Origin of the sequence: Cryobacterium sp. MDB1-18-1, assembly GCF_004402735.1 — a bacterium.
Lineage (GTDB): Bacteria > Actinomycetota > Actinomycetes > Actinomycetales > Microbacteriaceae > Cryobacterium > Cryobacterium glucosi.
In genome coordinates, this window is the sequence record NZ_SOFR01000020.1 from 102,662 (window position 1) to 124,254 (window position 21,593).

Consider the following 21,593-nt stretch of genomic DNA (forward strand, 5'->3'; position numbering starts at 1 on the left):
TCGGTGAGGCACGCCGGGCAGCCGGAGGTACGCGTGCGGGAAAAATCGAGGTCAGGGACGCCGGGCGGACTGGTCGTCGCGGTCACGGCTCTCGTAGTTGCCGGCGCGGCCACGGTCGTGGTGGCGGGAGTGAGCGTGCTGGCCGCCGTGATGGCGCGTCGTATCGTGACGCCGTCCGACGCACGCGCCGACGACACCGACGTTCTCGGCGTCGATCTCGAGGCCGCGACGATCACGCTCGCGGTGACGCCGGATTCCGTGTTGCCCGGTGACTACAGCTTCTGGTTCGAGCGTGAGTCCGGGCACGCCCAGCTCGGCGAGGTCCTCCGCGTGACGAAGACGGCGGTCATCCGCCGGATAGCCCGAATCGACTACGGGGACCTGAGCGAGGCCCGCAGAGGCCGCCTCGGCGGGTATTCCTATCTGGGTCCCTGGGATCTCGGCCTCCCGTTCGAGCAGGTGCAGGTGCAGACGGAGGTCGGCGAGGCCCCGGCCTGGCTGGTCCCCGCCGAGCGGCCGGACGGTCGCTGGGTGATCCAGGTGCACGGGCGGGGTGTGCGACGGCAGGAGACCCTGCGGGCCGTCCCTGTGTTCCACGACAGGGGCTACAGCTGCCTCCTGGTCTCGTATCGCAACGACGGCGACGCGCCGGGAAGCGACGACGGCCGGTACGGACTCGGGGATACCGAATGGCGCGATATCGATGCGGCGATCGGTTTCGCGGCGGCTCGCGGCGCGACGAGCATCGTGCTGATGGGGTGGTCGATGGGCGGCGCGATCGTGCTGCAAACCGCGACGCGTACGGGCTACCCGCACCTGCTCTCCGGCATCGTGCTCGATTCGCCTGTGATCGACTGGGCAGACGTCGTCGCGTTCCAGGGCAGCACGCTTCGCCTGCCCGGCCTCGTTGCCACGGGGGCCATGCAGGTCCTCGGCCGGCGGTGGGGCGGCCGCCTCACCGGCCAGGCGAGTCCGATCGACTTCCGCAGGCTCGACTTCGTGACCCGCGCCGACGACCTCGAGCTCCCCGTGCTCCTGATGCACAGCGATGACGACGGCTACGTGCCCTCGAGCCCGTCGCGCGCCCTCGCGGTTCGCCGGCCCGACATCGTGACCTTTCTACCGTTCACCGTCGCGCGGCACACCAAACTCTGGAACTATGACAGGGAAGGATGGAACGCGGCGATCGGGACCTGGCTCGGCGAACTCGAATCCCCGGCGGAACCGACCGGGCCTGATGATCCGCTCCACCCGGCCGGATAGCGGTCTCAGGGGCGCTCGCGCAGCTTGCGCTTGGTGCGGGCGAGCATCGCGGACATGCCACGGATGCGGAGCGGCGAGACCGCCTGCGTGAGTCCGATGGTCTGCGGGTAGTCGTCCGGCACGGCGAGCACCTCGGCGACGGACAGGCCGTCGAGGCCCTGCGCGAGGATGGACGCGAATCCCCGGGTCGTCGGGGACTCCCTGGGCGCCGTCGCGTGCAGGTGCACCGCGTCCCGGTCGTCGACATCGACGAAGATGAACACGGGTGACTGGCACTCGACGACGCGTTCGAGCAGGTCGGGATGCTCCTGGTACCGGCTCGGAAGCTCGGGGAGTTCATCGGCGAACTCGAGCAGAAGGAGTAAGCGGTCCTTCTGTTCCAGCTCGAGGAAGTCTTCCTGGATCTCGGCCAGTTTCGCGGGCAGTTCGGTGGTGGTCATCAATCAGATCCTGTCCTGGTTCAGCGGGGTTCGGGGGCCGTACCGGCGGCCGCTCCCGTGACGATCGGGACCCGCACGGCGTTGCCCCATTCCGTCCAGGAACCGTCGTAATTGCGCACGTCCTCGAATCCGAGCAGGTGGGTGAGCACGAACCAGGTGTGGCTCGACCGCTCGCCGATCCGGCAGTACGCGATCACGGCATCGTTCTCGCGGAGCCCCGCCTCGCCGCGGTAGATCGCCTCGAGTTCCGCGCGGGACTTGAAGGTCGCATCCGGTGCCGCGGCGCGCGCCCACGGCACGGAGGCCGCAGAGGGGATGTGGCCGCCGCGCAGGGCGCCTTCCTCCGGGTATGCGGGCATCGTGGTGCGCTCCCCGGTGTACTCCTCGGGGGAGCGGACGTCGATGAGCGGGCGGCCGAAGTGTGCGAGCACGTCGTCCTTGAAGGCGCGGATCGGCGCGTCGTTGCGGGGGACGAGGGGGTACTCCGCGGCAGCCACCTCCGTGGCCTCGCGGGTCAGGGCTCCGCCCTCGGCGATCCACTTGTCCCTGCCGCCGTCGAGCAGGCGCACGTCGGGGTGGCCGAAGAGGCTGAACACCCAGAGCGCGTACGCGGCCCACCAGTTGTTCTTGTCGCCGTAGATCACGACGGTGGAATCGCGCGCGATGCCCTTCGAACCCAGGACGGCCGCGAAGGCAGCGCTATCGACGAAGTCCCGCTGGACCGCGTCGTTGAGCTCGGTGTGCCAGTCGATCTTGACGGCGCCGGGGATGTGGCCGCTCTCATAGAGGAGCACGTCCTCGTCGGACTCGAGGACAGTGAGTCCGGCATCACCCTGGTGTTCGCGCAGCCAGGCCGTGCTGACGAGCCGTTCGGGATGAGCGTACGCGGCGAACTTGGCATCCGGATCGAGATCGACGGGCATGGGAACCTCCAGTGGGGCCGGGCGGTGCCCCGGGATCATTTGAACGCGGTTTAGGCTGGTCTTCCGGCCCGCGCTTCGAATGTACGCGGTCCGGCCTGGTCGCGCATTCGTGGTGAAATACTTCAACACGAATGTCCGAAAAGCAGCCCATATGGCCAACCGAGACAGAAACACGGGTATTCCACGATGGTTCCAGAGGCGCCCCGGGCTCCCAGTCGGCTGCATCGGCTCGCGGAACGCTCTCCCGAGATCACGGGGGCCGAAATCGTCGCCGAACTCGTGCCGCCTCCCCAGTTCGAGCACGCCTCATTCGAGTCCTACCGGCCCGATGTGAACTTCCCTTCCCAGCTCGAGGCCGTCGACCGGCTCACGGCCTTCGCCGAGGCCTGGCGACCGCAGCGCCCCGGCGGATTCTTCTCACGTACCCGGAAGGCTCCAGCGCAACTCCCGGGGATCTACCTCGACGGTGGGTTCGGCGTCGGGAAGACCCACTTGCTCGCCGCGCTGTGGCACTCCGCGCCGGGCCCCAAGTACTTCGGCACCTTCATCGAATACACCGCCCTCGTCGGGGCGCTCGGTTATGCTGCGGCGGTCCGGCAGCTCTCCGGGGCGAAGCTCATCTGCATCGACGAGTTCGAACTCGACGACCCGGGCGACACCATGTTGATGACGCGGTTGCTCGGCGAGCTCGTGGCCTCGGGCACCCGGGTCGCCGCGACCTCCAATACGCCGCCGAATTCACTCGGTGAGGGCCGGTTCGCGGCCATCGACTTCCTTCGCGAGATCCGCGCCATGTCCGCGAACTTCGAAATCCTCCGCATCGACGGGCTCGACTACCGCAGGCGCGACATCGAAGGCCACTCCGTCGCCGTCGAGGGACCCGAACTCGACCGGCTCGTCGCGGCGCTCGTGGCCAGGGGAGCGAACGTGACGGAAGACGACTTCGGTTCCCTGATCCGGCATCTCAGCACCGTGCATCCGTCGAAGTACATCAAACTGATCGCCGGGGTCGAGGTCATCGCCCTGACCGACAGCTACCTGTTGACCGACCAGACGGATGCCCTGCGGCTGGTCGCCTTCATCGATCGCGTCTACGACGCCGAAATACCGATCGTCGCGAGCGGGTTGCCCCTCGCGGAGGTCTTCGACGATGAGATGCTCGCGGGCGGCTACCGGAAGAAGTACCAGCGCTCCCAGTCGCGGATGGTGGCACTGACAACGGGCGAGCTCCCTCCGCACGACTGAAACCGGGATCCGTCGCGGCCGAATGCGGCTCTGACGTGCCTGTTTGCCGGAACGGCCCTGTCGAATCGGCGGCTGAGTCAAGCCGGGAAACGCGGAGTCGGGAGATACCGGGCGTCAGGAAACACGATGTTAACACGGTCAACAATCGCGTAACGCGGTCGAAACATCCCTGAGCGTGTGCGGAAACGTGTGCACTCCACACTGTCTCTGTACCTGCCGATACACGCTTCACGCTCACCCTGTGCACGTCGGCGGTCATCCCTGTTAGTTAGAGAGAGGTAACCATATCCATGGTTGAACTGTCGGTCCTGCTGGACGATACGACTGATGCACTTACCACAAACATCAATTCCCTGTGGCTCCTCGTCGCGGCAGCCCTCGTCCTCCTGATGACTCCGGGCGTGGCCTTCTTCTACGGCGGCATGGTCAAGGCGAAGAGCGTCATCTCCATGATGATGATGAGCTTCGGCGCCATGGGCCTGATCGGCGTGCTGTGGGTCCTCTACGGTTACGGCCTGTCCTTCGGACCGCCGCTCATCGGCGGCTGGCTCGGAAACCCGTCCGAGCTGATCGGCCTCAACGCACTCCTGACGAGCGGCAAGGACGGCGGACCCGACCTGGGCGCCCTCGCGTTCGCCGGCTTCCAGGCCACCTTCGCGATCATCACCGTCGCCCTCATCTCCGGAGCGATCGCCGACCGGGCCAAGTTCGGCGCGTGGATGATCTTCGCCGGCGTCTGGGCCACCCTGGTCTACTTCCCGGTCGCGTACTGGGTGTTCAACCTCACGGACGGCTGGGCTCCCTTCCTCCTCAAGGTCAACGACTTCGCCGGCGGCACCGCGGTGCACATCAACGCCGGTGCGGCCGGCCTCGCCCTCGCCCTGGTCCTCGGCAAGCGCGTCGGCTTCAAGAAGGGCATCTCCAAGCCGCACAACGTGCCGCTGACCCTCCTCGGCGCCGCACTGCTCTGGTTCGGCTGGTTCGGCTTCAACGCCGGCTCCGAAGCCGCCGTCGACGGTATCGCCGCCCTCGCCTGGATCAACACCCTCGCAGCACCCGCCGCCGGTATCATCGGCTGGCTGATCGTTGAGAAGATCAAGGACGGCAAGCCGACCATGATCGGTGCAGCATCGGGCGCCGTCGCAGGCCTCGTCGCGATCACCCCCGCGTGTAACATCCTGACCCCGATGTGGGGCATCCTCCTCGGGCTCATCGTGGGCGCCGTCTGTGCCGTCGCGATCGACCTGAAGTTCAAGCTCGGCTTCGACGACTCCCTGGACGTCGTGGGCATCCACCTCGTCGGCGGCATCATCGGAACGCTCTACGTCGGTCTCGTCGGCAACAACGTCGGCCTCCTCCAGACGGGCAGCTTCAACCAGCTCGGCGTGCAGGCCCTCGCGGCATTCGGCATCGGCATCTACTCCTTCGTGATGGCATACGCCATCGGCTGGATCATCCAGAAGACGATCGGCTTCCGCATCACGAACGAAGACGAAGTAGCCGGCGTCGACACCATCGTGCACGGCGAAGAGGGCTACGCGCTCGACGCCGTCTAACCGGCACTTTCTCTGCGCGGGCAGCTGAAACCAGAGCCAGCCGAAACAAGAAGGGGCGCATCCGCGGCACGCGGATGCGCCCCTTCTTGCGTCCGATCCGGTGCCTGTGCACGAGCGGATGCTGACCGTCGACCCAGCAGTCGCCCGTCAGCGCCTGACGGATCGGGTGCGATACAGTGTGGCTGTGTCAGCCATCCGCGGTTTCTTCAGTGCCCTGCGGCGACTCTTCGCGCCGACGAGGCCTCGCAGTGACCGGTCGACGGTTCCGAGCCCTGGTCGAACCGGAGCGGGCGCGACCGTCGAAGTCGACCCGCGGAGTCTTCGTGATGTACAGCTCGCCTACCGGCCGACCCGGAATGCGAGTCCGGACCCTGGAGAAATCGTCTGGACCTGGGTTCCCTTCGAGGAACGTGACGGGCGCGGCAAGGACCGCCCGGTCGTGATCGTGGCCGAGGCGGGCAAAGGGGCCGTCCTGGCCGTCCAGTTGACGAGCAAGGACCGAACCGGGCACCCCGACTATGTGGCGCTCGGCGTCGGCGACTGGGACAGGAGCGGCCGTCCCAGCTGGGTCAACGTGGACCGGGTCTTCATCGTGAACCCGGGCGGCATGCGTCGTGAGGCCGCCAGGGTCGATGCCGCGCGCTACGGGCGCATCGCGACGGTCCTGCGCGGCCGTTACGGCTGGAACTAGGACCATGCCGAGCAGCCACCCGGCCTCGTCGATTGCGCCGCCCCTCGCCGGCCGGGCTGTTGCGAGCCAGCGCTGGTCGCACCTCTGCTTCGTGCATTGGCGCGTGCCGGCCGCCGAGGTCGCACCGCTCCTGCCCGCGGGCCTGGTTCCCGACGAATTCGACGGCACCAGCTGGGTGGGCCTCATCCCGTTCGTCCTGGATCGGGCCACGATCTGGGGCAGCCCACCCATTCCGTACTTCGGGAATTTCGTGGAGGTGAATGTCCGGCTCTACGCCGTCGACGCCGAGGGGCGACGCGGAGTCGTCTTCGTCTCCCTCGAGGCGTCGCGGCTCGCGGCGGTGCTCGCTGCCCGTGCCGCGTTCGCACTTCCGTACATGTGGTCGCGGACGCGGCTGGCCGTCGTGGCGGGCGAGTACCGCTATTCCTCCCTGCGGCACTTCGCAGGCCGGGCCAGGACCGATATCGTCGTCCGGCCGGGGATGGAACCGGTGACCGGTGAACCGCTCGCGGACTTCCTCACGGCGCGCTGGGCGCTTTTCACCCGTGCCAGGGGGCGCACGGTCTACCTCCGTAACCACCACGAGCCCTGGGAGCTCGTCCAGGCCGAGCTCGTGCACCTGGACGACACTCTGCTGGCCGAGGCCGGCTTCCCGGCGCTCAGCGGGCGCGTACCGGATTCGGTGCTGTATTCGCCGGGCGTCACGACCCGTTTCGGAACGGGCTGACCCGTATCACTGGCGGTCCGGCGGCCGAGCGGGGAGCCCATTGACAACAGGACCCCCTCGCCGGTAACGGTCGAGGGGGCCCTGTCGGGCGTTCGGGAAGCCGGGGGACTATGCCCCGCAGGTGACGGTGACTCCGTTGTTGTCGAAGACGCCTGCGCCGTGCTCCGTGCAGAATGCCGCAAGGTTGACGCCCGCGCTGACTGCGACCGCGATCACGATCCCGACGACGATGATGCCGACGACACTGATGATGATTCCGGCGAGGGCGAAGCCGTTGCCGAGTCCTGCCTTCTTCGACTTGACGAAGCCGACGATGCTGACAATGAGCCCGAAGGGCTGCAGCGAGACGAGGGAGAGGATGAGACCGACAATACCGAGGGTCTTGCCGGGGTTGACTGCGGAGGCTACGGGAGTCGTCATGGTGACGGCCTTTCTGTGGGCGCCGGAACCCGGACGGGCAGGCGGCAGATGGGTATGGGGAACCCAGACAGCTGAAGGAACCGGAGGTCGGTCGGGTGATCGTCCGGGTGGCGGCTGCTCGGGTGACGTGCGGCAGCAGAAAGCACGAACGGCAGCAGGGGGCGTCGTGTGCGCTGCGCCGAGAGATCGATGCTGGACAAGAAGGTGCCCTCTGTCGCACTGATGCGCCGGAGGGTTCGCTGGGTCAGTCGTCGGGAACTGTAGTTCTTGTCTGGCTTGGGTCGAGCATGGCACAGCGGACACTCAGAGTGCAAGGAGGATTCTCCACGCTCGCGGCGGCCTCCGGTCGACCCCCGTCGCGACGGGGATCTCGGCTCAGCCGCCCGATCCGAGGAGGCCGGCGCCGAGCACAGCACACGCGATCGCGATGATCAGGAAGACACCCACCCAGAGCAGGCCGGGGATGTGCGTGAGGCGGGCGAGCTGGTCGGCATCCGAGGCTGTGCCGCGGCGGCGGGAGCGTGATCCCTGAAGCTCGAGCACCGTGCGTACGGCGCCGAGAAGAAGGAATGCCGTCACGAGCAGGGCGAAGACGCTCTGCACGAACGCGGAACCGAACCAGGTGACCGCGAAGATCACCGTGGCCGTCGCGAGCACGGACCAGAGTCCGAACCAGTTGCGCACCTGGATGAGAAGCAGGGCGAGGGCCGCGAGCAGGAGCCAGAGCAGTCCGACCGAATACCCCAGGCTCAGGAGCCAGGCCGCACCGAGTCCGAGCAGGGCGGGCGAGGAATAGCCGGCGAGCAGGGTCAGCACCATCCCGAGTCCGCGGGGTTTGCCCCTGCTGACGGTGAGCCCCGACGTGTCAGAGTGCAGCCGGATGCCGTCGAGCTGTCGGCCGCCGAGGGTCGCGACGAGCGCGTGGCCGCCCTCATGCGCGATGGTGACCACATTCCTGCAGGCCCGCCACAACGCCGGGACGAGCACGATGGCGGCCGCGGCCGCGATGGTGAGCCAGGCGGGGATGAGGGGGAGTACATCGTTCCTGGCCGTGACACGTTCCCAGAAGCCGAGCAGGAGATCCATGTTCACAGACTAGGTGGGCGAGGCCATCCGGACGTTGCCAGGGTCAGAGCGCCGGACATGGAAAACGTCCCGCTCCCCTGAAGGCCGGGGCCTGAGGGGGAGCGGGACGCGCTGAACCGGGTGCTTAGGCGCTGGGCGTCGGGTTGGCGGCTGCCACAGAGAAGATGACGACAAGGATGACCACGAAGAGCACGAGGAAGATCGCGCTCAGGATGATGCCGGCCTTGGCGAGGCCGTTGGGGGCGCCGGCCTTCTTGGCCTGGTTGAAGCCGATGATGCTCACGATGAGGCCGGGCAGCTGGAGGTAGGGAATGAAGGCGAGGATGAACCCGACGATGCCGAGGATCTTGCCGGGGGTGGCCGTTGTGGTTTCGACGGAAGTCATGAGAGGAGCCTTTCTGGCTGTTGTACTACTGCTGGGGGGATTACCGGGTGGTGTCTGGAACGGCCGACGACGGACGCACGAGGTCTGCCGCGAGGCGTGCATGCGGCAGGTCGAACGCAGCCGTCGTCGTGCGGCGTTCACGAGTCCCGGGAAGCGAACGATGCGACTCGGTTCACTTCACGGAACAGGACGGGAGTACAGCGCTCTTTCGTGATGAAGACGAAGGAGGGTTCGCTCGGCCGGGGATCCAATGGGATGGTCCTTCGGCTTGAAGAAGAGCTTGGCACAGGACGCACTCAGGTTGGCGGGATTGGACCCCCCAGTACGAGGGTACAAAAAAACCCCGCTCCGGCGGGGTTTTCTCCTGTGTAGGAGTGGGCGATACCGGACTCGAACCGATGACCTCTTCCGTGTGAAGGAAGCGCGCTACCAACTGCGCCAATCGCCCGCGGCGAGCGAATTTTGTTCGACCGCGACTCTCGATACTAGCCCAGACCGGGCGTCTGTCGTGCACCGACGCGCCACCGCACGCTCAAGTTCCGCTCGGTTTGTATATCCGGAAAAGTACCGGTACAGTCTTCAAAGCACGCAGAAATGCGCGCAGTTGCGGATGTGGCGCAGTGGTAGCGCATCACCTTGCCAAGGTGAGGGTCGCGAGTTCGAATCTCGTCATCCGCTCGAATTGAATCGGCCGAAAGGCCGATTCTCTTTGGTATGAACCCGAATACGGTGGATTGGCCGAGAGGCGAGGCAGCGGCCTGCAAAGCCGTATACACGGGTTCGAATCCCGTATCCACCTCCAGTCTTGGAGAACGAAGTTCTTGAAGCACTAGATTTGGGCGATTGGCGCAGCGGTAGCGCGCTTCCCTGACACGGAAGAGGTCACTGGTTCGATCCCAGTATCGCCCACAGAGAAACCCCCGATGACGGGGGTTTTTTCTTGTCCAAATGCGCCCCGTGCAACATACGTGCAATACCGCAACTGCGTATTTTCCAAAGACGAAGACAACGCCCCGTTCGGAGAATTGCCGATCGGGGCGTTGTCTTTTCGCTGGGTTAGGTGGCGGGGATCGGATTCCAGACCGGCACGACCGGCAGTCTTGTACCGAAGTCCACAGCTCTAACAAAATCGTAGTCAGGCATCAACTCGTTCTGAACGGGACTGCGGAGCTTCCATGTAGCCGCCAAATCCTGGCCTGCGGAGTCAGTTAGGCGCAGGTCGAGAACATCAAGCCTCTCCGGACCGACCTTCACGCTCATAGTCATGCTCTCTGTAGAGTTCTGCCAGAGCCGAGCCTTGTATTCCATAGTTGCGTTCATGGGCCAGAGCCTAAACCCACGCAAACACTCACCCGGACTCTCAAGCCGATGGAGCCCGTTTTGGGGGCGTGGTGGTGCTCTGAATGCCGCGAGACAGTGCGCAGCGAGGAATAGCCTGAGCCTCACAAGTCAATCGAGGGGGCATCATGGGGTTCTTTTTCCGTAAGCAGATCAAGCTGGGTAAGACTGCGCATGTGAACGTGTCTAAGTCGGGCATGTCTGTAACCAAGAAGCTGGGCCCGGTGACGCTCAATAGTCGCGGAGGTGGGCGCATACGGCTTGCCAAGGGTGTTTACTTCCGCTTCGGCAAACGCCGCTGAACGACGAAAAGGCACGCCGACCAGGGGGACCGATCGGCGTGCCTTGTAAAGCGTAAGCTTCGAAGTTGTGACTTACCCGACGTTCTGCACTGTGATGCTGGGCGAGCCGACCTCGGATGCTGTGCTGCTGAGCCCGTAAAACTCGGCTTGCACGGTGATGGGGACGCCCACGGTGAGGCCGGACAGGTACCACTCGCGGGATGCACCGCTGGCACCGCCTGCGATGAACAGGTTGGTGTAGTACTTGCCACCTAGGATCTGGCTGTCGCGGGTGACGATGCCGGCGATCGAGTACGTGCCGAGTGCTTCCTGGATGAACGCGCCGAGCACGATGCGGACGCGGCCTGTGGTCGGGGTGATCGTGACTGAGGGTCGGATGATCGGGTCGTCGGTCCAGAGCGTGGCGATCGTCCTCACCACGGCAGAGGTCGCCGTGCTGACGGGGACGAGAGCCGTGAGCGCTGCTACCTGCGCGGTGATCTGTGCCTGCTGTGCGGTCAGCGTGGCCTGTTGGGAGGCGAGCGTGACCTGCTGTGCGGCCTGTGTCGCCTGCGTGTCCTGAATGGACTTGATAACTGGGTTGAACGAGATAGCGATCGACGGCCCAAGTTCGCGCACGTCACGCTCAAGGTTCGCAACTCGTCGCAGTTGCGTGTCTTCGGAGGCGGGCATCTGGTAGCCGATATGTCCTGGATAAGCCATGTTGTGTCCTTCGTTTCAAAGTTGGGTGAGAGTGTGAGGAAGGCCCGCGCCGCGTGTGCAGTGCGGGCCTTCACTAGTTCGGGCAGGCGGGGCTTGTCGGTGATCTAGTCCGAGTAGCCCCGCCTTCGATTCCGTGATCCGGGTAGGAAAGGTAAAAAACCCCAGCGGCGACGTTAACCCTTGCGCCGGCTAGAAGCCGGTCAGAACGATCAGCGCCGTGGGCCGGGAGACTCCGAGAGTCAGGCGCTCGGTGGCCTTGATCTTGACCTTGCCGCTGATGAAGTCGGTTCCGTCCGAGTTGGTCATGTTCAGCGTGACTCCTTCGCGGACGAAGAGCTGAGTGGCGAGCTCGAGGTTGCCCATGACAATGACCCCGGGCAGAATTTGCGTGGTCTGAAGCACGGGGGTGCCCCACACATCGGAGACGGTCGACTGGCCGGGATCGCCGAGGACGTAGTTGCCCAGGGTGTTCTTGGTGCGGCGGATCGCGCTCCAGGTGCTCGGGTTGATGATGATCAAGTCCGGCTCGCAGAAGCTCGGCCCGTTACGCAGGTCGGTGATGCCCTGTTCGATGATGTCGAGCGCCGTGTCAGCGGCACCCTTCGCGCGGGACAGGGTGCCGGGGGTGTTGAGCAGGCCGAGGAGGTTGTCTCCGAGGCCATCCCCGTTGAGTACCTGGTAGTTCTCGCAGTCAGTGATGAGGCGTTGCAACTCGACCTCGGTGTAGGAAGAGAACGTCGCGAAGTCGGCCAGCAGTTCATCGACAACTGTCGTGAAAATGCCGATCTTTCGCGCTGCGAGAATCGTCGGCACAGTCGTCAGCGACACCTCGGGCATCTGTGCGCCAGCGTGCACAGTGGTTGCACCGGCTGTGCGGTCCACGGTCGGGATGCTGGCGTTCGTGCCCGCTGCGCCCAGGTCGGTGTAGGTGACGGTCGCGCCGCCTGCGATGACGGCCACGAGGACGTTCTCAGCGCCTGCAGCGGTGCCACGGTAGAGGCGGTATCCGTTGGCTCCAGTGATCGCGGTCCAGTTGATCGTTTGCTTCTGTGCGGCGGTGAGGGTCGTGGTCAGTTCGTTGGACGCGAGAGTCTCGCCGCTCGTGTTCACAGCAGAGAGCTTCCAGAAGTAGGTGCCGGCCGCGAACGTACCGCCCGCTGCTGCCACACCGAGGCTGATGACAGGGGTACCAATCCCGGCCGCGTTGCTGACGTGGGTCAGAAAGTCGACTGACGGCCCGGTCATCGGGGTCGAGGGGATGTGTTCCAGGAGCCGCGTAGGTTCATGCAGACGGGTCACTGTACCGACGTAGGCCGCGGGGAGCTGCGTCCGAGTTGCGTCCGACGACGCTGCATCCTTGAGTTCAATGCGGAGATTCTGGCCGCTCTTCGCGGCCATGTAGAGGCCCTGCTGCATCTCGGGGGAGAGCTTGATGTTCGGCGTGGCGAGGCCCTTGACGGCGCGTCCGCTGGCCGCTGCGGACTGGAACGAGCTGTTCATGGACTCGCCGCCGCCCATGAGGCGGTTGGCATTGGCGTGGATCTCAAGCGCATCCGTGTGGCGCTTCATCTCGAGGGAGAGGGCGTCGAGTCGGTTCATCTTCTCGGCGTTGGTGAGGGTGGCGTTCGCATCAATAGCTTTGGCCTTGGTACGAATGTCTTCGAGTGCGCGTTTGGCTTCGATCGGGCTGGACATGGAAGTTCTCCAAAAGTGGGGTGAAGTTGGGGGCACGGGCGCGGATCGCGGCGATGCCTGCGAAACATGCGCGGTCTGTCAGATAGACGGCGCGGCTTGTTAGAGACGGTGGCGATTCGGCGGGAGTTCAACCGGGGAGCTGGGAGGTTCTGACACCTGCGAGCTGCGCGGCCTTACGGCGGCGGAACGGGCACTAACTCGAACATTGTGATTGTAGCATGGAATTACGATAGTGATGGACCGGACACGCGATTGTTTTAGAATGCGTGTCCGGTCCTGTACGGGCCGCTAACGCGACGGGCTGGCTACTCGGGCGCGCGATCCGGGCAGTGATCGCCGTGCGTCCAGCCGGTCACAGAGGGGAAGCCATAGGCATCCTTGCGCTCGATGACCGGGACCGCGTAGCAGTGGATGCACGGGGCCATGATGATCTTGGATCGCAACATGGCCTGGTGCTTGGCGGTTGCCAGCTCGAGGGCAATGTCGAGGTCGTCGTCGCTCATCGTTTCGCCACGTAGCTCGACTGGATCGCGCGGCAGTGTCCGCACTTCTCACCCTCGACGGGCCGCTCGCAGCGGATGCACAAGCGCGTCACGACGGGGGCCGGCGTCTCGGGGGTGTCGTAGTCGATGCCTGCCTCCATGCGGGCATCGATCGACTTGAACAGGGCCGTGAGGTCCGGGCGAGGAATGCCCATCGACTCGTTGGCACACTTGATTTCAAACGCGGTTGGTGTGGGCATTAGCGGTTTCCTTCGGTTGGGGTTGAGTTGTGCGAGGGGGTACTGCAGGAGTTGAGCCAGATTTTCAAGAGGGGGTGCACAGGTTGAGACGGAACACGCGAGACTCCACCATGGTTCGCATTTGGGCCGCGGGTAGCGATTTTCGAGGCCCCGCCCCGTGAGATAAAAACAGGGTAAAAACTCACGCACGCACGCGTCACTGACTCACGGTACGGAGTGAGACGAGCCCTAGGGATGAAGTGGCGGGGGGACCCCCCTACGTCGTAGTGACAGACGCGAGACAGCACTCCCTCACGGTGCCGGTGGATGAATCTGTTTGCGATTGCGGCCGGCCTGGGTGCGTCATGACTCTCCGCGCTTCGGGTTGCCGAATCCACCGTCACGCGAGGCCGTCTTACGGCTGTGGTGTGACGCGGACATGGCGCACATATTCGCGTAGTCGAAGCCAAGCGGCCCCTTTGGTCCCCGGCCGTCTCGATGGTCGACCTGCGTGGCATCGGGACGCTTCCACGAGGGCAGTGCTGCACACTCGTCGCACTCACACTGTGGGTGGTAGTGCAGGTACTTCTTGGCATGCTCTGCCCAGCGCGTGTCGTATCCTCGGCTGGTCCGTGAGCCTCGACGCACCTCGGTTTCTTTGTGCGTCTCTGCTGCGCACTCCGGGCATTTGCCGCCCCCGTAGACGAGAGATCCGCAACGGTTCGTGCACAGGCTCGGGGGTGAGATGGGGCTCATGATGTGGTTTCCTTCTTCTGGTTGCGTCGGTATCGCTTGCCCGCCCAGATACCAGCCGGGGGCCTGTCGAATTCCCCATAGGCCGCGCAGAGGTCATACACGGGGCATGAGCGGCAGATGCTGGCGAGGGTGTGCGGCGGCGTGTCGTCGAGGATGAACCTGTCGTCTGCCTGACACGCGGGGTCGGTGTCCTGCATGGCGATCGACAGGGCCTCGAATGCGTCCGTTGCGCGGCTCATGCTGCTACCCCTGACAGGTCTAGGGGGGTGTCAGGTGTGTCAGTTGTGTCAGGTTGAACAGTTGAAGAGAGAGACTGACTCGACAAACTGACACTTCTGACACTTCTGACGGGGGTGTAGAACCCGCGGCGGGGACGTTCGAGGCGTCCGGCCTCGACTGCACGGCCCAGGTACTTGTCGAGTTGTGCCGATGGAATGTCCGGCATGAGGCCCTTTAGGTCATTGTTGGTGAGGCCTTCGGGATTACGCCCAACTACCTCGATCACCTCTGCCATGCGATCGCCCACACCTGCCGTGCGCTTGCTTGTCTCAGCGGCTTGTGCTGCTGCTGCGAGGTCGTGCCCGTCGAGTTCCCACACTCCGGATTCGCTCACGGTCAGGGCGTATTCACCCTCGGCGGCATCTCTCGATGTCACCTGCAGGGTGGCGCGCTTGTCGAGCCTGTCGCGCTTGAGGAGCATTACCGTGTCAGCGGCTCCCGCGATGCCCTGAGTGCCGCTCACAGCGTCGAGGAAGTCACCTCCGTCCGCTTTGCGCGTGTGGTGCACAATGACGAGGCTTGACCCTGGCACGGCGTCACACGTCGCTTTGAGGGCTGAGAGCATCTTGTAGTCGTGACCGTATGCGCTCTCGTTGCCAGAGGCTGCGGGCATGACCTTGCCGAGCGTGTCGAGGATGACGACAGGATCGAGGCCGGCGTGCTTGGCTACGTAGTTGCGGATCGTCTCGATGACGCTTGACCCGTCCATGCTGGTGATGAATTCGAGGCGGTGCGAGATCTCGGACGGGTTCAACTTGGTCAGACGGTCCTGAAGTCGACGCTGACCGTCCTCAAGGGCGAGGTAGAGCACAGGGCGAGGCGCACCGACTGGCAGCACGCCGAACGCGTTACCGCCGCTGCTGAGCTCGACGCCCAGACCCAACACCATCCACGACTTGCCGATCTTGGGCGCGGCCACGAGTAGGGTCATGCCCTCGGGGATAATCCCGGGAACCACGTACTTGGTCGGCGGGAATACCTGCTGCATGAGCCATGCTGCGTTGAATGACGAGGGCGCGTTCATCGTGTACCTCCTGCGTAGATCTCGGCGCGGATGATCTCGCGTTCGGCGTAGCTCGGGCCGATCTTGATGGGCAGGCGAGGGTTGAAAACCGCCTGGTAGTAGCGATCGCGGTCGGCTTCGACCTGCTGTAGGCGGTAGACCATCTGCGCCATGCCGTCTGCGTGCCCGATCGTGTAGAACGCGGCTAGGGCGGGAGTCAGGTCCTCGAGTCCCAGCTCGCCACTCTTGAGCCGCCAGAGGGTCGCGTCGAGCGCCTTCTCGACGGTCGCGCCGATCAGCGTGGCGGGTTTTGCCGGGTTGGACTGACCGGGCTTTAGGCTGGTGGTGGTTGCGGTAAGCGTGAGATCCTGGGCCGCCACATTTACCGTGTGGCGGCTTTCTCGTTCCTTGGTCACTCGGATGCGCCCCCGAAGTTGAGCGAGCGCCCGAAGGTGTCGAGGCTCGTCGTGCTCACCCGAATCAGCTTCGGACCGAACCTCTTCGCAACGATGCGCCCCTGAGTGATCCACCGCCGGACCGTCTTCGTGCTGCACTGGAACTGTTCGGCGGCATCCTGGATGGTGATCCATCCTGTAGTCGTTTCGGCGGGCATTGTGGCGCTCCTTAAATGCAAAAAAGGCGCAGGTCTGACCTATTGGTCGAAACTGCGCCTTAACTGAAAAAAGCGCCCCCGGGTGGGAGCGCTCCTTAAATGGAAATAGCTCCCCGAAGGGAGCTATTTATGTGTTGAGTTGTGGGGGGTTTTACCCGTTAAATGACGAACGCCTCAGGATCCGGGCAGAGTCCTAAGGCGTGAGGCCAACACTACGCTCGAATATACATTCGCGTCAAGTGCTGTCCAGAAATGGGCACAAAAAAAGCCCGGAATGAAATCCGGGCGCGGAAGAATGCCGCACGCCGAGTATGCGGGTATCCGGGTGCGCGTGTCAAGTCGCGTCCCAAAGAGGGCATAAAAAAAGCCCAGACGCTAGTCCGGGCATACTTCTCGAGCACGTGGTGATTTTCCGCCATGGCTGGGCGTCTTGTCAAATCGTGTCCGGTAGCGGGCACAAAAAAAGCTCCGACCTGGAAATTTCGACAGGTGCAGGAACTTGAGTCGAGTCTGTCGTTTGCCCTCCGCCTTGTCAAATCTTGTCCGCATGCGGGCAAGAAAAAACCCCCATCCGCAGACGAGGGCGTTGATAGACCGGTGGTTACTGTGGTGCCAGTATTGCATTCTTGTGGGCAGAATGTCCAATCCTGCCCACAAACGGGTGCCCCGGCATACTCTCGCAGGCCGGGGCGTTGTCAAGCTTGGGTTAGGCGGCGGTTGGGAGATCAGCGACCCACTGCGAAGCGTCCATCTTGAGCGCCTTACCAACCAACATCATGTTGCTAACCCTGAAATCGCGGTCGCCCTTAAGCATGCTGTCGAGGGTATCGCGGCGAATTCCGGTGTCCTTGGCGAGAGCGGCAACGGTGACTCCGGCTGCCGCTCTTGCCGTTTCCATTCTGCGGGCGACTGTTGCCGTGAAGGCAGAAGTAGTCTCCGGCGTCACGAAATCGGCCCGCCAGTTGGGCATGCCCTCAAGCCAGGCGCGGAGGTCGCTCTCGAGGATGACGAGGGTCTTGCGGCCGACCCTGCGAGCCACCAACTTGCAGGCGTTGATAGCGACCTCGATGTCAATGCGGGTGACTCCGGCTGCGGCTGCGGCATCGGCAATGCTGAAACCAATTGCTGCCTTGGTGCTGAATTCTAGTGTTGCGTTAGAGTTAGAAATGGTCTTGCCTTTCGTTGTGAGGTGGGATCAGCCCCTGGACTTTTACCCGGTCCAGGGGCGCTTCTGTAACCGCCGAGTGGCGGCTAAGCCTGTGCGAGGTCGCTCATACGCTGTGCGAGTTCAGCGTCACGACCTGCTGTGTGTTGGTAGCGCATGGCAGCGGCCACGGTCGAGTGCCCTAGCCGCTCTTGCAGCTCCTTGAGGGTCGCGCCCGCAAGTGCCGCTCTCGTCGCCCCGTAGTGGCGCAGAGCGTGCCACGGCATGTCCTGACGGCCTGCAGCCTTGCGGGCCGGATACCAATGCTTCGCGAACGTACTTTGCGCTAAGTGCGAGATCCCGTCGGATGCGGGATAGAGGAGGGCATCGGGGGAGCGGTTCACGTTGTCGCGCAGATGGTCGACGACGATCTGCTGCACGTGCGGCGGCAGGACGATCGAGCGCACGCCGGCCTCGCTCTTGGTCTTACCCACGGTGAAGCCTTCGCCCGTGGTCGAGGTCACTGCTCGGGACACCTTCACGACGACGTGATCGACTCTCGGGCCGTCCATCGTGACCACAATGTCACGACGGCGTAACTCGGTCAGTTCGCCGTAACGGCATCCGCCCCATGCCGCGATGATGACCGCTGCACGATAGCGGGGCGTGATGGTGTCGAGGATCTTCTGCAACTCGCTCGGGGTGGGTGGCTCGACTGTGCGCCCGGTGACGGCGTTCTGTGCTCCCCGGATCATGCAGGGGTTGATGTTGATCTTCCCGTCCTCAACGGCTGTCGCCAGGACGGCCTTGAGGAACCCATAGGCGCGTGCTGCCTGCGTCCTGGTGCCGCTCTCGGCTTGGAGCGCGTACCAAGTGCGGATCATCTCGGGGGTGAGCGCGCTCAGTCGCTCGCCAGCTAGAGAAACGAGGGCGGTGTCGAGTAGCCGCTGATACTCGGAACGGGTGCGGGGCCTGAGCGGCTCGCCGTGGCGATTCATGCGGGTCGAGAGCCACTGTGCCGAGTAAGTGGCGAGAGTCTCGGCCCGTGCGCTCTTGGCGGCATCCGCTCGGCCCGTGTCCATAGGGCTCCATTGCCCCGTGTGCAGCTTGGCCTGCTGGATCGAGAGCCAGCCTCGAGCGTCAGTCTTGTTGTCGAACGTCTGCGGGGCGTTGTGACGCTCACCGTCCGGCCCCACATAGGACGCCTGGATTCGTCCAGACGGAAGGGTGCGAACCGCGCCGAATGACTCTCGCCGTTTGCGCTTGGGAGGCGAAACTGTTTTCACCATGGGGCTCCAATCGGGTTCATTCGTGCAATATCGTGCAATATCTCGTGTCCACTTGTATCCTTCAGCGGGTAACAGTGACACTACGGTATTGCATGGTCAAACTGCATCATTGCGGGGCAAAATGGGCTAAAACACCCGTGTTCTGGGGGGTGTGAGTCAGTAGCGCTAATACTGGTTCGATCCCAGTATCGCCCACAGATAAACCCCCGGTTACCCCGGGGGTTTTTTCGTTTAACGTCCACCGGAATGGGGATACCGGTCCGGAGCCTGGTGCAGCACTCTCAAGGGGGAGGTTCGCCATGAATTCGCACACGGTGCCGCACGGCATCCGGTTCGGCCGCCGGGCGACCGATTTCCCGGCCGTCGTCGGCGCTGACGTCACCGACCGCCCGGGCGCCAGCAGGGCCCCCCGTCGCGGGGTGCCGGCAAGCAGGTACCTGCCGCCGCAGGACTGGGACCGCCTGCTCATCGCCGATGCGCAAGGACTGCCCACCCTGTACCTCGCCGCCGACGCCGGTGAATTGTGGCTGACGGAGCCCAGCACCGGCCGGGTCGTCGCGCTCGGCAACAGCCACCTGCGCGGCCTCGGCATCTGGAGCTTCTGGCTGCACAATGTCGACCAGCGCACGATCGTCGCACGGGAGGGACTCCTCCAGCCCGGTTCGGTCGTCGCGCTCGTCCGCGAGCAGGCGCACGGGTCCGGCCCCCGTGGGATCGCCGTCCACGCTGCGACCGGGCGCCCGGTCGGCCACGTCAGCCCGCGGATCGCCGCCGGGCTCTCCCCGCTCCTCGACGGCGGAGCGGGGCTCCTGGCGGTCACCCTCGCATCCGATCCGACTCTCGCCCGTGACCGGCCAGGGCTCGTCAAGGTGATCGCCTGTTCACCGGACGTCATCGGGCATCTCTTCCGCCGGCTGCCGCAGGGGGCACCCGTGCCGTTGCGTGCGCACGACACCGTCCTCGTGGCCTGAGCCTGGCAGCCGCCCGAGCCGCACGGGAATCCCGGTCGCGACCGCGCCGCTAAAGTTGGAGGGGTTCGCACAATACTGAGGAGTACTACACGTGGCTGACGGCTTTGAGCTTTTCACCGACCGGTCTGTTGTCGCAATGCGCGTCAACGGTGAGCTCAAGGATCTCGCCGCAACGCTGACCCAGACGGATGTCGTGGAACCCGTGACGATTTCGTCGCCGGATGGCCTGAACATCCTCCGCCACTCGGCAGCGCACGTGCTCGCCCAGGCGGTGCAGAACGTCAACCCGGCGGCGCGCCTGGGGATCGGTCCGCCCGTGACGGACGGCTTCTACTACGACTTCGATGTCGAGGTGCCGTTCACGCCAGAAGACATCAAGGCGCTCGAGAAGGCCATGGACCGCATCATCCGCCAGGGCCAGCGTTTCGTGCGGCGCGTCGTGACCGATGACGACGCCAGGGCCGAATTCGCCGCGGAACCGTACAAGCTCGAGCTGATCGGGCTGAAGGGCGGCGCCGTCGCGGCCACCGCGGACAACGAATCGGTCGAGGTCGGCGGCGCCGAGCTCACCATCTACGACAACGTCGACCCGAAGACGGGCGAGACGGTCTGGAAAGACCTCTGCCGTGGCCCGCACCTGCCGAACACCCGCATGATCGGCAACGGATACTCGCTGACCAGACTCGCCGCCGCATACTGGCGCGGCTCGGAGAAGAACCCGCAGCTGCAGCGCATCTACGGGACCGCCTGGCCGACCAAGGACGAGCTGCGCGCCTTCCAGGCTCGCCAGGAGGAAGCCGCCAAGCGCGACCACCGCAAGCTCGGCCAGGAACTCGACCTGTTCTCCTTCCCGGAGGAAATCGGTTCCGGACTGGCGGTCTTCCACCCCAAGGGCGGGATCATCCGCGCGGAGATCGAGAACTACATGCGCGAGCAGCTGCTCGCGAACGGCTACGACCTCGTCAACACCCCGCACATCACCAAGGCGCACCTGTTCGAGACCAGCGGGCACCTGCAGTGGTACAAGGACGGCATGTTCCCGCCGATGCACCTCGATGAAGAGGTCGACGCGGAGGGGAACATCACCCGGCAGGGCCAGGACTACTACCTCAAACCGATGAACTGCCCGATGCACAACCTCATCTTCAAGGCGCGGGGCCGCAGCTACCGCGAACTTCCGCTGCGTCTGGCCGAATTCGGAACCGTCTACCGGTACGAGAAGAGCGGAACGCTGTCCGGCCTCACCCGGGTGCGCGGGCTCACCCAGGACGATGCCCACATCTACGTCACCGCGAGCCAGGTGAAGGCGGAAGTCGCCAGCCAGCTCGAGTTCGTCTTCGAGACGCTGCGGGGATACGGGCTCACCGATTTCTACCTCGAACTCTCCACCAAGGACCCGGTGAAGTTCGTCGGCACCGACGAGCAGTGGGACGAGGCAACCGAGACCCTCAGGCAGGTCGCCGTCGAGTCCGGGCTCGAACTGGTCAGCGACCCGGGCGGAGCGGCGTTCTACGGCCCGAAGATCTCCGTGCAGGCCAGAGACGCGATCGGCAGGACCTGGCAGCTCTCCACGGTCCAGCTCGACTTCAACCAGCCGGAACTCTTCGACCTGGAGTACACCGCCTCCGACGGGACCCGCCAGCAGCCGGTGATGATCCACCGTGCCCTGCTCGGCTCCATCGAGCGCTTCTTCGCTATCCTCCTCGAGCACTATGCCGGCGCCTTCCCGGTCTGGCTGTCCCCGGTCCAGGTCGTCGGCATCCCCGTCGCCGAAGCGTACGAGGACTATCTCGGTGATGTCATCCGGCAGCTGAAGGCACTCGGGGTGCGCGCCGAACTCGACACCTCGAGCGACCGGATGCCCAAGAAGATCCGCACCCACACCAAGGCGAAGGTGCCGTTCCAGCTGATCGCAGGCGAAGACGACCGGGCGGCCGGATCGGTGAGCTTCCGCTTCAGGGACGGTACCCAGGAGAACGGCATCCCCGTCGTGGATGCGATCGCCCGTATCGTCGACGCGATCGCAACGAAGGCGCAGGTCTGA

At 64.6% G+C, this 21,593-nt stretch carries 24 protein-coding genes and 4 tRNA genes; 11 read left to right on the forward strand and 17 right to left on the reverse strand.

What is annotated here, in order from left to right; all coding sequences use genetic code 11:
* The first annotated feature begins 33 nt into the window (after positions 1-33).
* The gene (locus E3O50_RS05925) at positions 34-1,263 is read left to right on the forward strand and encodes an alpha/beta fold hydrolase (protein WP_134448006.1); all 1,230 of its coding nucleotides are present in this window, start codon (positions 34-36) and stop codon (positions 1,261-1,263) included.
* 5 nt (positions 1,264-1,268) lie between these two features.
* On the opposite strand, the gene E3O50_RS05930 is transcribed toward E3O50_RS05925, so the two are convergent.
* Positions 1,269-1,703, reverse strand: a complete 435-nt coding sequence (locus tag E3O50_RS05930; protein ID WP_134448008.1) for a SufE family protein — start codon at positions 1,701-1,703, stop codon at positions 1,269-1,271.
* A 20-nt stretch (positions 1,704-1,723) separates the two neighbouring features.
* A complete protein-coding gene (locus E3O50_RS05935) occupies positions 1,724-2,626 on the reverse strand; it encodes a sulfurtransferase (RefSeq protein WP_134448010.1) in 903 nt (300 codons plus the stop codon).
* A 186-nt stretch (positions 2,627-2,812) separates the two neighbouring features.
* On the opposite strand from E3O50_RS05935, the gene zapE reads away from it, so the two are divergent.
* The 4 genes from zapE to E3O50_RS05955 all read left to right on the forward strand — a co-directional run bounded on the left by zapE (position 2,813) and on the right by E3O50_RS05955 (position 6,845).
* Positions 2,813-3,871 carry a cell division protein ZapE gene (gene zapE, locus E3O50_RS05940; protein WP_134448012.1) on the forward strand — a complete coding sequence of 353 codons (1,059 nt, stop codon included), beginning with the start codon at positions 2,813-2,815 and terminating at the stop codon, positions 3,869-3,871.
* A gap of 290 nt (positions 3,872-4,161) precedes the next feature.
* Entirely contained in the window at positions 4,162-5,427 is a 1,266-nt protein-coding gene (locus E3O50_RS05945; RefSeq protein ID WP_134448014.1) for an ammonium transporter, read from the forward strand.
* A 184-nt stretch (positions 5,428-5,611) separates the two neighbouring features.
* Complete coding sequence (locus tag E3O50_RS05950) at positions 5,612-6,118, forward strand: type II toxin-antitoxin system PemK/MazF family toxin (RefSeq protein ID WP_241975430.1); 507 nt, start codon at positions 5,612-5,614, stop codon at positions 6,116-6,118.
* A gap of 4 nt (positions 6,119-6,122) precedes the next feature.
* Positions 6,123-6,845: a DUF2071 domain-containing protein gene (locus tag E3O50_RS05955; RefSeq protein WP_134448016.1), complete on the forward strand. Its 723-nt coding sequence runs from the start codon at positions 6,123-6,125 to the stop codon at positions 6,843-6,845.
* Positions 6,846-6,953: 108 nt separating this feature from the next.
* Here the strand turns inward: E3O50_RS05955 and E3O50_RS05960 are convergent, their stop codons facing one another.
* The 4 genes from E3O50_RS05960 to E3O50_RS05975 all read right to left on the reverse strand — a co-directional run bounded on the left by E3O50_RS05960 (position 6,954) and on the right by E3O50_RS05975 (position 9,184).
* Entirely contained in the window at positions 6,954-7,265 is a 312-nt protein-coding gene (locus E3O50_RS05960) for a hypothetical protein (protein ID WP_134448018.1), read from the reverse strand.
* 375 nt (positions 7,266-7,640) lie between these two features.
* The gene (locus tag E3O50_RS05965; RefSeq protein ID WP_134559838.1) at positions 7,641-8,351 is read right to left on the reverse strand and encodes a M50 family metallopeptidase; all 711 of its coding nucleotides are present in this window, start codon (positions 8,349-8,351) and stop codon (positions 7,641-7,643) included.
* Positions 8,352-8,475: 124 nt separating this feature from the next.
* The gene (locus E3O50_RS05970) at positions 8,476-8,736 is read right to left on the reverse strand and encodes a hypothetical protein (RefSeq protein ID WP_134448022.1); all 261 of its coding nucleotides are present in this window, start codon (positions 8,734-8,736) and stop codon (positions 8,476-8,478) included.
* Between the two features lie 375 nt (positions 8,737-9,111).
* Positions 9,112-9,184 (reverse strand) — tRNA-Val (locus tag E3O50_RS05975).
* Between the two features lie 158 nt (positions 9,185-9,342).
* Here E3O50_RS05975 and E3O50_RS05980 point away from each other — a divergent pair.
* The 3 genes from E3O50_RS05980 to E3O50_RS05990 all read left to right on the forward strand — a co-directional run bounded on the left by E3O50_RS05980 (position 9,343) and on the right by E3O50_RS05990 (position 9,645).
* Positions 9,343-9,414 (forward strand) — tRNA-Gly (locus E3O50_RS05980).
* Positions 9,415-9,464: 50 nt separating this feature from the next.
* Positions 9,465-9,538, forward strand: a tRNA-Cys gene (locus E3O50_RS05985).
* A gap of 35 nt (positions 9,539-9,573) precedes the next feature.
* Positions 9,574-9,645 (forward strand) — tRNA-Val (locus E3O50_RS05990).
* 147 nt (positions 9,646-9,792) lie between these two features.
* Here E3O50_RS05990 and E3O50_RS05995 read toward each other — a convergent pair.
* Complete coding sequence (locus tag E3O50_RS05995) at positions 9,793-10,056, reverse strand: hypothetical protein (protein ID WP_134559840.1); 264 nt, start codon at positions 10,054-10,056, stop codon at positions 9,793-9,795.
* A gap of 146 nt (positions 10,057-10,202) precedes the next feature.
* On the opposite strand from E3O50_RS05995, the gene E3O50_RS06000 reads away from it, so the two are divergent.
* Complete coding sequence (locus E3O50_RS06000; RefSeq protein WP_134559842.1) at positions 10,203-10,376, forward strand: DUF4236 domain-containing protein; 174 nt, start codon at positions 10,203-10,205, stop codon at positions 10,374-10,376.
* 72 nt (positions 10,377-10,448) lie between these two features.
* On the opposite strand, the gene E3O50_RS06005 is transcribed toward E3O50_RS06000, so the two are convergent.
* The 10 genes from E3O50_RS06005 to E3O50_RS06050 all read right to left on the reverse strand — a co-directional run bounded on the left by E3O50_RS06005 (position 10,449) and on the right by E3O50_RS06050 (position 18,578).
* The gene (locus E3O50_RS06005; protein ID WP_134559844.1) at positions 10,449-11,078 is read right to left on the reverse strand and encodes a hypothetical protein; all 630 of its coding nucleotides are present in this window, start codon (positions 11,076-11,078) and stop codon (positions 10,449-10,451) included.
* Positions 11,079-11,267: 189 nt separating this feature from the next.
* A complete protein-coding gene (locus tag E3O50_RS06010) occupies positions 11,268-12,773 on the reverse strand; it encodes a phage major capsid protein (RefSeq protein ID WP_134559846.1) in 1,506 nt (501 codons plus the stop codon).
* Positions 12,774-13,078: 305 nt separating this feature from the next.
* Positions 13,079-13,276 carry a hypothetical protein gene (locus E3O50_RS06015; protein WP_134559848.1) on the reverse strand — a complete coding sequence of 66 codons (198 nt, stop codon included), beginning with the start codon at positions 13,274-13,276 and terminating at the stop codon, positions 13,079-13,081.
* Entirely contained in the window at positions 13,273-13,515 is a 243-nt protein-coding gene (locus E3O50_RS06020) for a hypothetical protein (protein ID WP_134559850.1), read from the reverse strand. Before E3O50_RS06020 ends, E3O50_RS06015 begins: the two co-directional genes overlap by 4 nt.
* A gap of 731 nt (positions 13,516-14,246) precedes the next feature.
* Positions 14,247-14,489, reverse strand: coding sequence for a WhiB family transcriptional regulator (locus E3O50_RS06025; protein WP_134559851.1), 243 nt, complete (start codon positions 14,487-14,489; stop codon positions 14,247-14,249).
* Complete coding sequence (locus E3O50_RS06030; RefSeq protein ID WP_134559853.1) at positions 14,486-15,553, reverse strand: AAA family ATPase; 1,068 nt, start codon at positions 15,551-15,553, stop codon at positions 14,486-14,488. Before E3O50_RS06030 ends, E3O50_RS06025 begins: the two co-directional genes overlap by 4 nt.
* On the reverse strand, positions 15,550-15,948 hold the full coding sequence (locus E3O50_RS06035; protein WP_134559855.1) for a hypothetical protein: 399 nt from the start codon (positions 15,946-15,948) through the stop codon (positions 15,550-15,552). Before E3O50_RS06035 ends, E3O50_RS06030 begins: the two co-directional genes overlap by 4 nt.
* A complete protein-coding gene (locus E3O50_RS06040; RefSeq protein WP_134559857.1) occupies positions 15,945-16,145 on the reverse strand; it encodes a helix-turn-helix domain-containing protein in 201 nt (66 codons plus the stop codon). The genes E3O50_RS06035 and E3O50_RS06040 overlap by 4 nt, the downstream gene beginning before the upstream one ends.
* A gap of 706 nt (positions 16,146-16,851) precedes the next feature.
* Positions 16,852-17,184, reverse strand: a complete 333-nt coding sequence (locus E3O50_RS06045) for a helix-turn-helix transcriptional regulator (protein ID WP_134559859.1) — start codon at positions 17,182-17,184, stop codon at positions 16,852-16,854.
* Positions 17,185-17,396: 212 nt separating this feature from the next.
* Positions 17,397-18,578: a site-specific integrase gene (locus tag E3O50_RS06050; protein WP_134559861.1), complete on the reverse strand. Its 1,182-nt coding sequence runs from the start codon at positions 18,576-18,578 to the stop codon at positions 17,397-17,399.
* Positions 18,579-18,877: 299 nt separating this feature from the next.
* Between E3O50_RS06050 and E3O50_RS06055 the strand changes: the two genes are divergently transcribed.
* On the forward strand, positions 18,878-19,549 hold the full coding sequence (locus tag E3O50_RS06055; RefSeq protein WP_134449439.1) for a hypothetical protein: 672 nt from the start codon (positions 18,878-18,880) through the stop codon (positions 19,547-19,549).
* Between the two features lie 136 nt (positions 19,550-19,685).
* Positions 19,686-21,593, forward strand: a complete 1,908-nt coding sequence (gene thrS, locus E3O50_RS06060) for a threonine--tRNA ligase (protein WP_241975434.1) — start codon at positions 19,686-19,688, stop codon at positions 21,591-21,593.

What these genes read in the sequence shown, in the direction of transcription:
- E3O50_RS05930 (WP_134448008.1), bottom strand. Translation starts at nt 1,703, where the DNA reads ATGACCACCACCGAACTGCCCGCGAAACTGGCCGAGATCCAGGAAGAC.
- E3O50_RS05935 (WP_134448010.1), bottom strand. Translation starts at nt 2,626, where the DNA reads ATGCCCGTCGATCTCGATCCGGATGCCAAGTTCGCCGCGTACGCTCAT.
- zapE (WP_134448012.1), top strand. Translation starts at nt 2,813, where the DNA reads ATGGTTCCAGAGGCGCCCCGGGCTCCCAGTCGGCTGCATCGGCTCGCG.
- E3O50_RS05945 (WP_134448014.1), top strand. Translation starts at nt 4,162, where the DNA reads ATGGTTGAACTGTCGGTCCTGCTGGACGATACGACTGATGCACTTACC.
- E3O50_RS05955 (WP_134448016.1), top strand. Translation starts at nt 6,123, where the DNA reads ATGCCGAGCAGCCACCCGGCCTCGTCGATTGCGCCGCCCCTCGCCGGC.
- E3O50_RS05960 (WP_134448018.1), bottom strand. Translation starts at nt 7,265, where the DNA reads ATGACGACTCCCGTAGCCTCCGCAGTCAACCCCGGCAAGACCCTCGGT.
- E3O50_RS05965 (WP_134559838.1), bottom strand. Translation starts at nt 8,351, where the DNA reads ATGGATCTCCTGCTCGGCTTCTGGGAACGTGTCACGGCCAGGAACGAT.
- E3O50_RS05970 (WP_134448022.1), bottom strand. Translation starts at nt 8,736, where the DNA reads ATGACTTCCGTCGAAACCACAACGGCCACCCCCGGCAAGATCCTCGGC.
- E3O50_RS05995 (WP_134559840.1), bottom strand. Translation starts at nt 10,056, where the DNA reads ATGAACGCAACTATGGAATACAAGGCTCGGCTCTGGCAGAACTCTACA.
- E3O50_RS06000 (WP_134559842.1), top strand. Translation starts at nt 10,203, where the DNA reads ATGGGGTTCTTTTTCCGTAAGCAGATCAAGCTGGGTAAGACTGCGCAT.
- E3O50_RS06005 (WP_134559844.1), bottom strand. Translation starts at nt 11,078, where the DNA reads ATGGCTTATCCAGGACATATCGGCTACCAGATGCCCGCCTCCGAAGAC.
- E3O50_RS06010 (WP_134559846.1), bottom strand. Translation starts at nt 12,773, where the DNA reads ATGTCCAGCCCGATCGAAGCCAAACGCGCACTCGAAGACATTCGTACC.
- E3O50_RS06015 (WP_134559848.1), bottom strand. Translation starts at nt 13,276, where the DNA reads ATGAGCGACGACGACCTCGACATTGCCCTCGAGCTGGCAACCGCCAAG.
- E3O50_RS06020 (WP_134559850.1), bottom strand. Translation starts at nt 13,515, where the DNA reads ATGCCCACACCAACCGCGTTTGAAATCAAGTGTGCCAACGAGTCGATG.
- E3O50_RS06025 (WP_134559851.1), bottom strand. Translation starts at nt 14,489, where the DNA reads ATGAGCCGCGCAACGGACGCATTCGAGGCCCTGTCGATCGCCATGCAG.
- E3O50_RS06030 (WP_134559853.1), bottom strand. Translation starts at nt 15,553, where the DNA reads ATGAACGCGCCCTCGTCATTCAACGCAGCATGGCTCATGCAGCAGGTA.
- E3O50_RS06040 (WP_134559857.1), bottom strand. Translation starts at nt 16,145, where the DNA reads ATGCCCGCCGAAACGACTACAGGATGGATCACCATCCAGGATGCCGCC.
- E3O50_RS06050 (WP_134559861.1), bottom strand. Translation starts at nt 18,578, where the DNA reads ATGGTGAAAACAGTTTCGCCTCCCAAGCGCAAACGGCGAGAGTCATTC.
- E3O50_RS06055 (WP_134449439.1), top strand. Translation starts at nt 18,878, where the DNA reads ATGAATTCGCACACGGTGCCGCACGGCATCCGGTTCGGCCGCCGGGCG.
- thrS (WP_241975434.1), top strand. Translation starts at nt 19,686, where the DNA reads ATGCGCGTCAACGGTGAGCTCAAGGATCTCGCCGCAACGCTGACCCAG.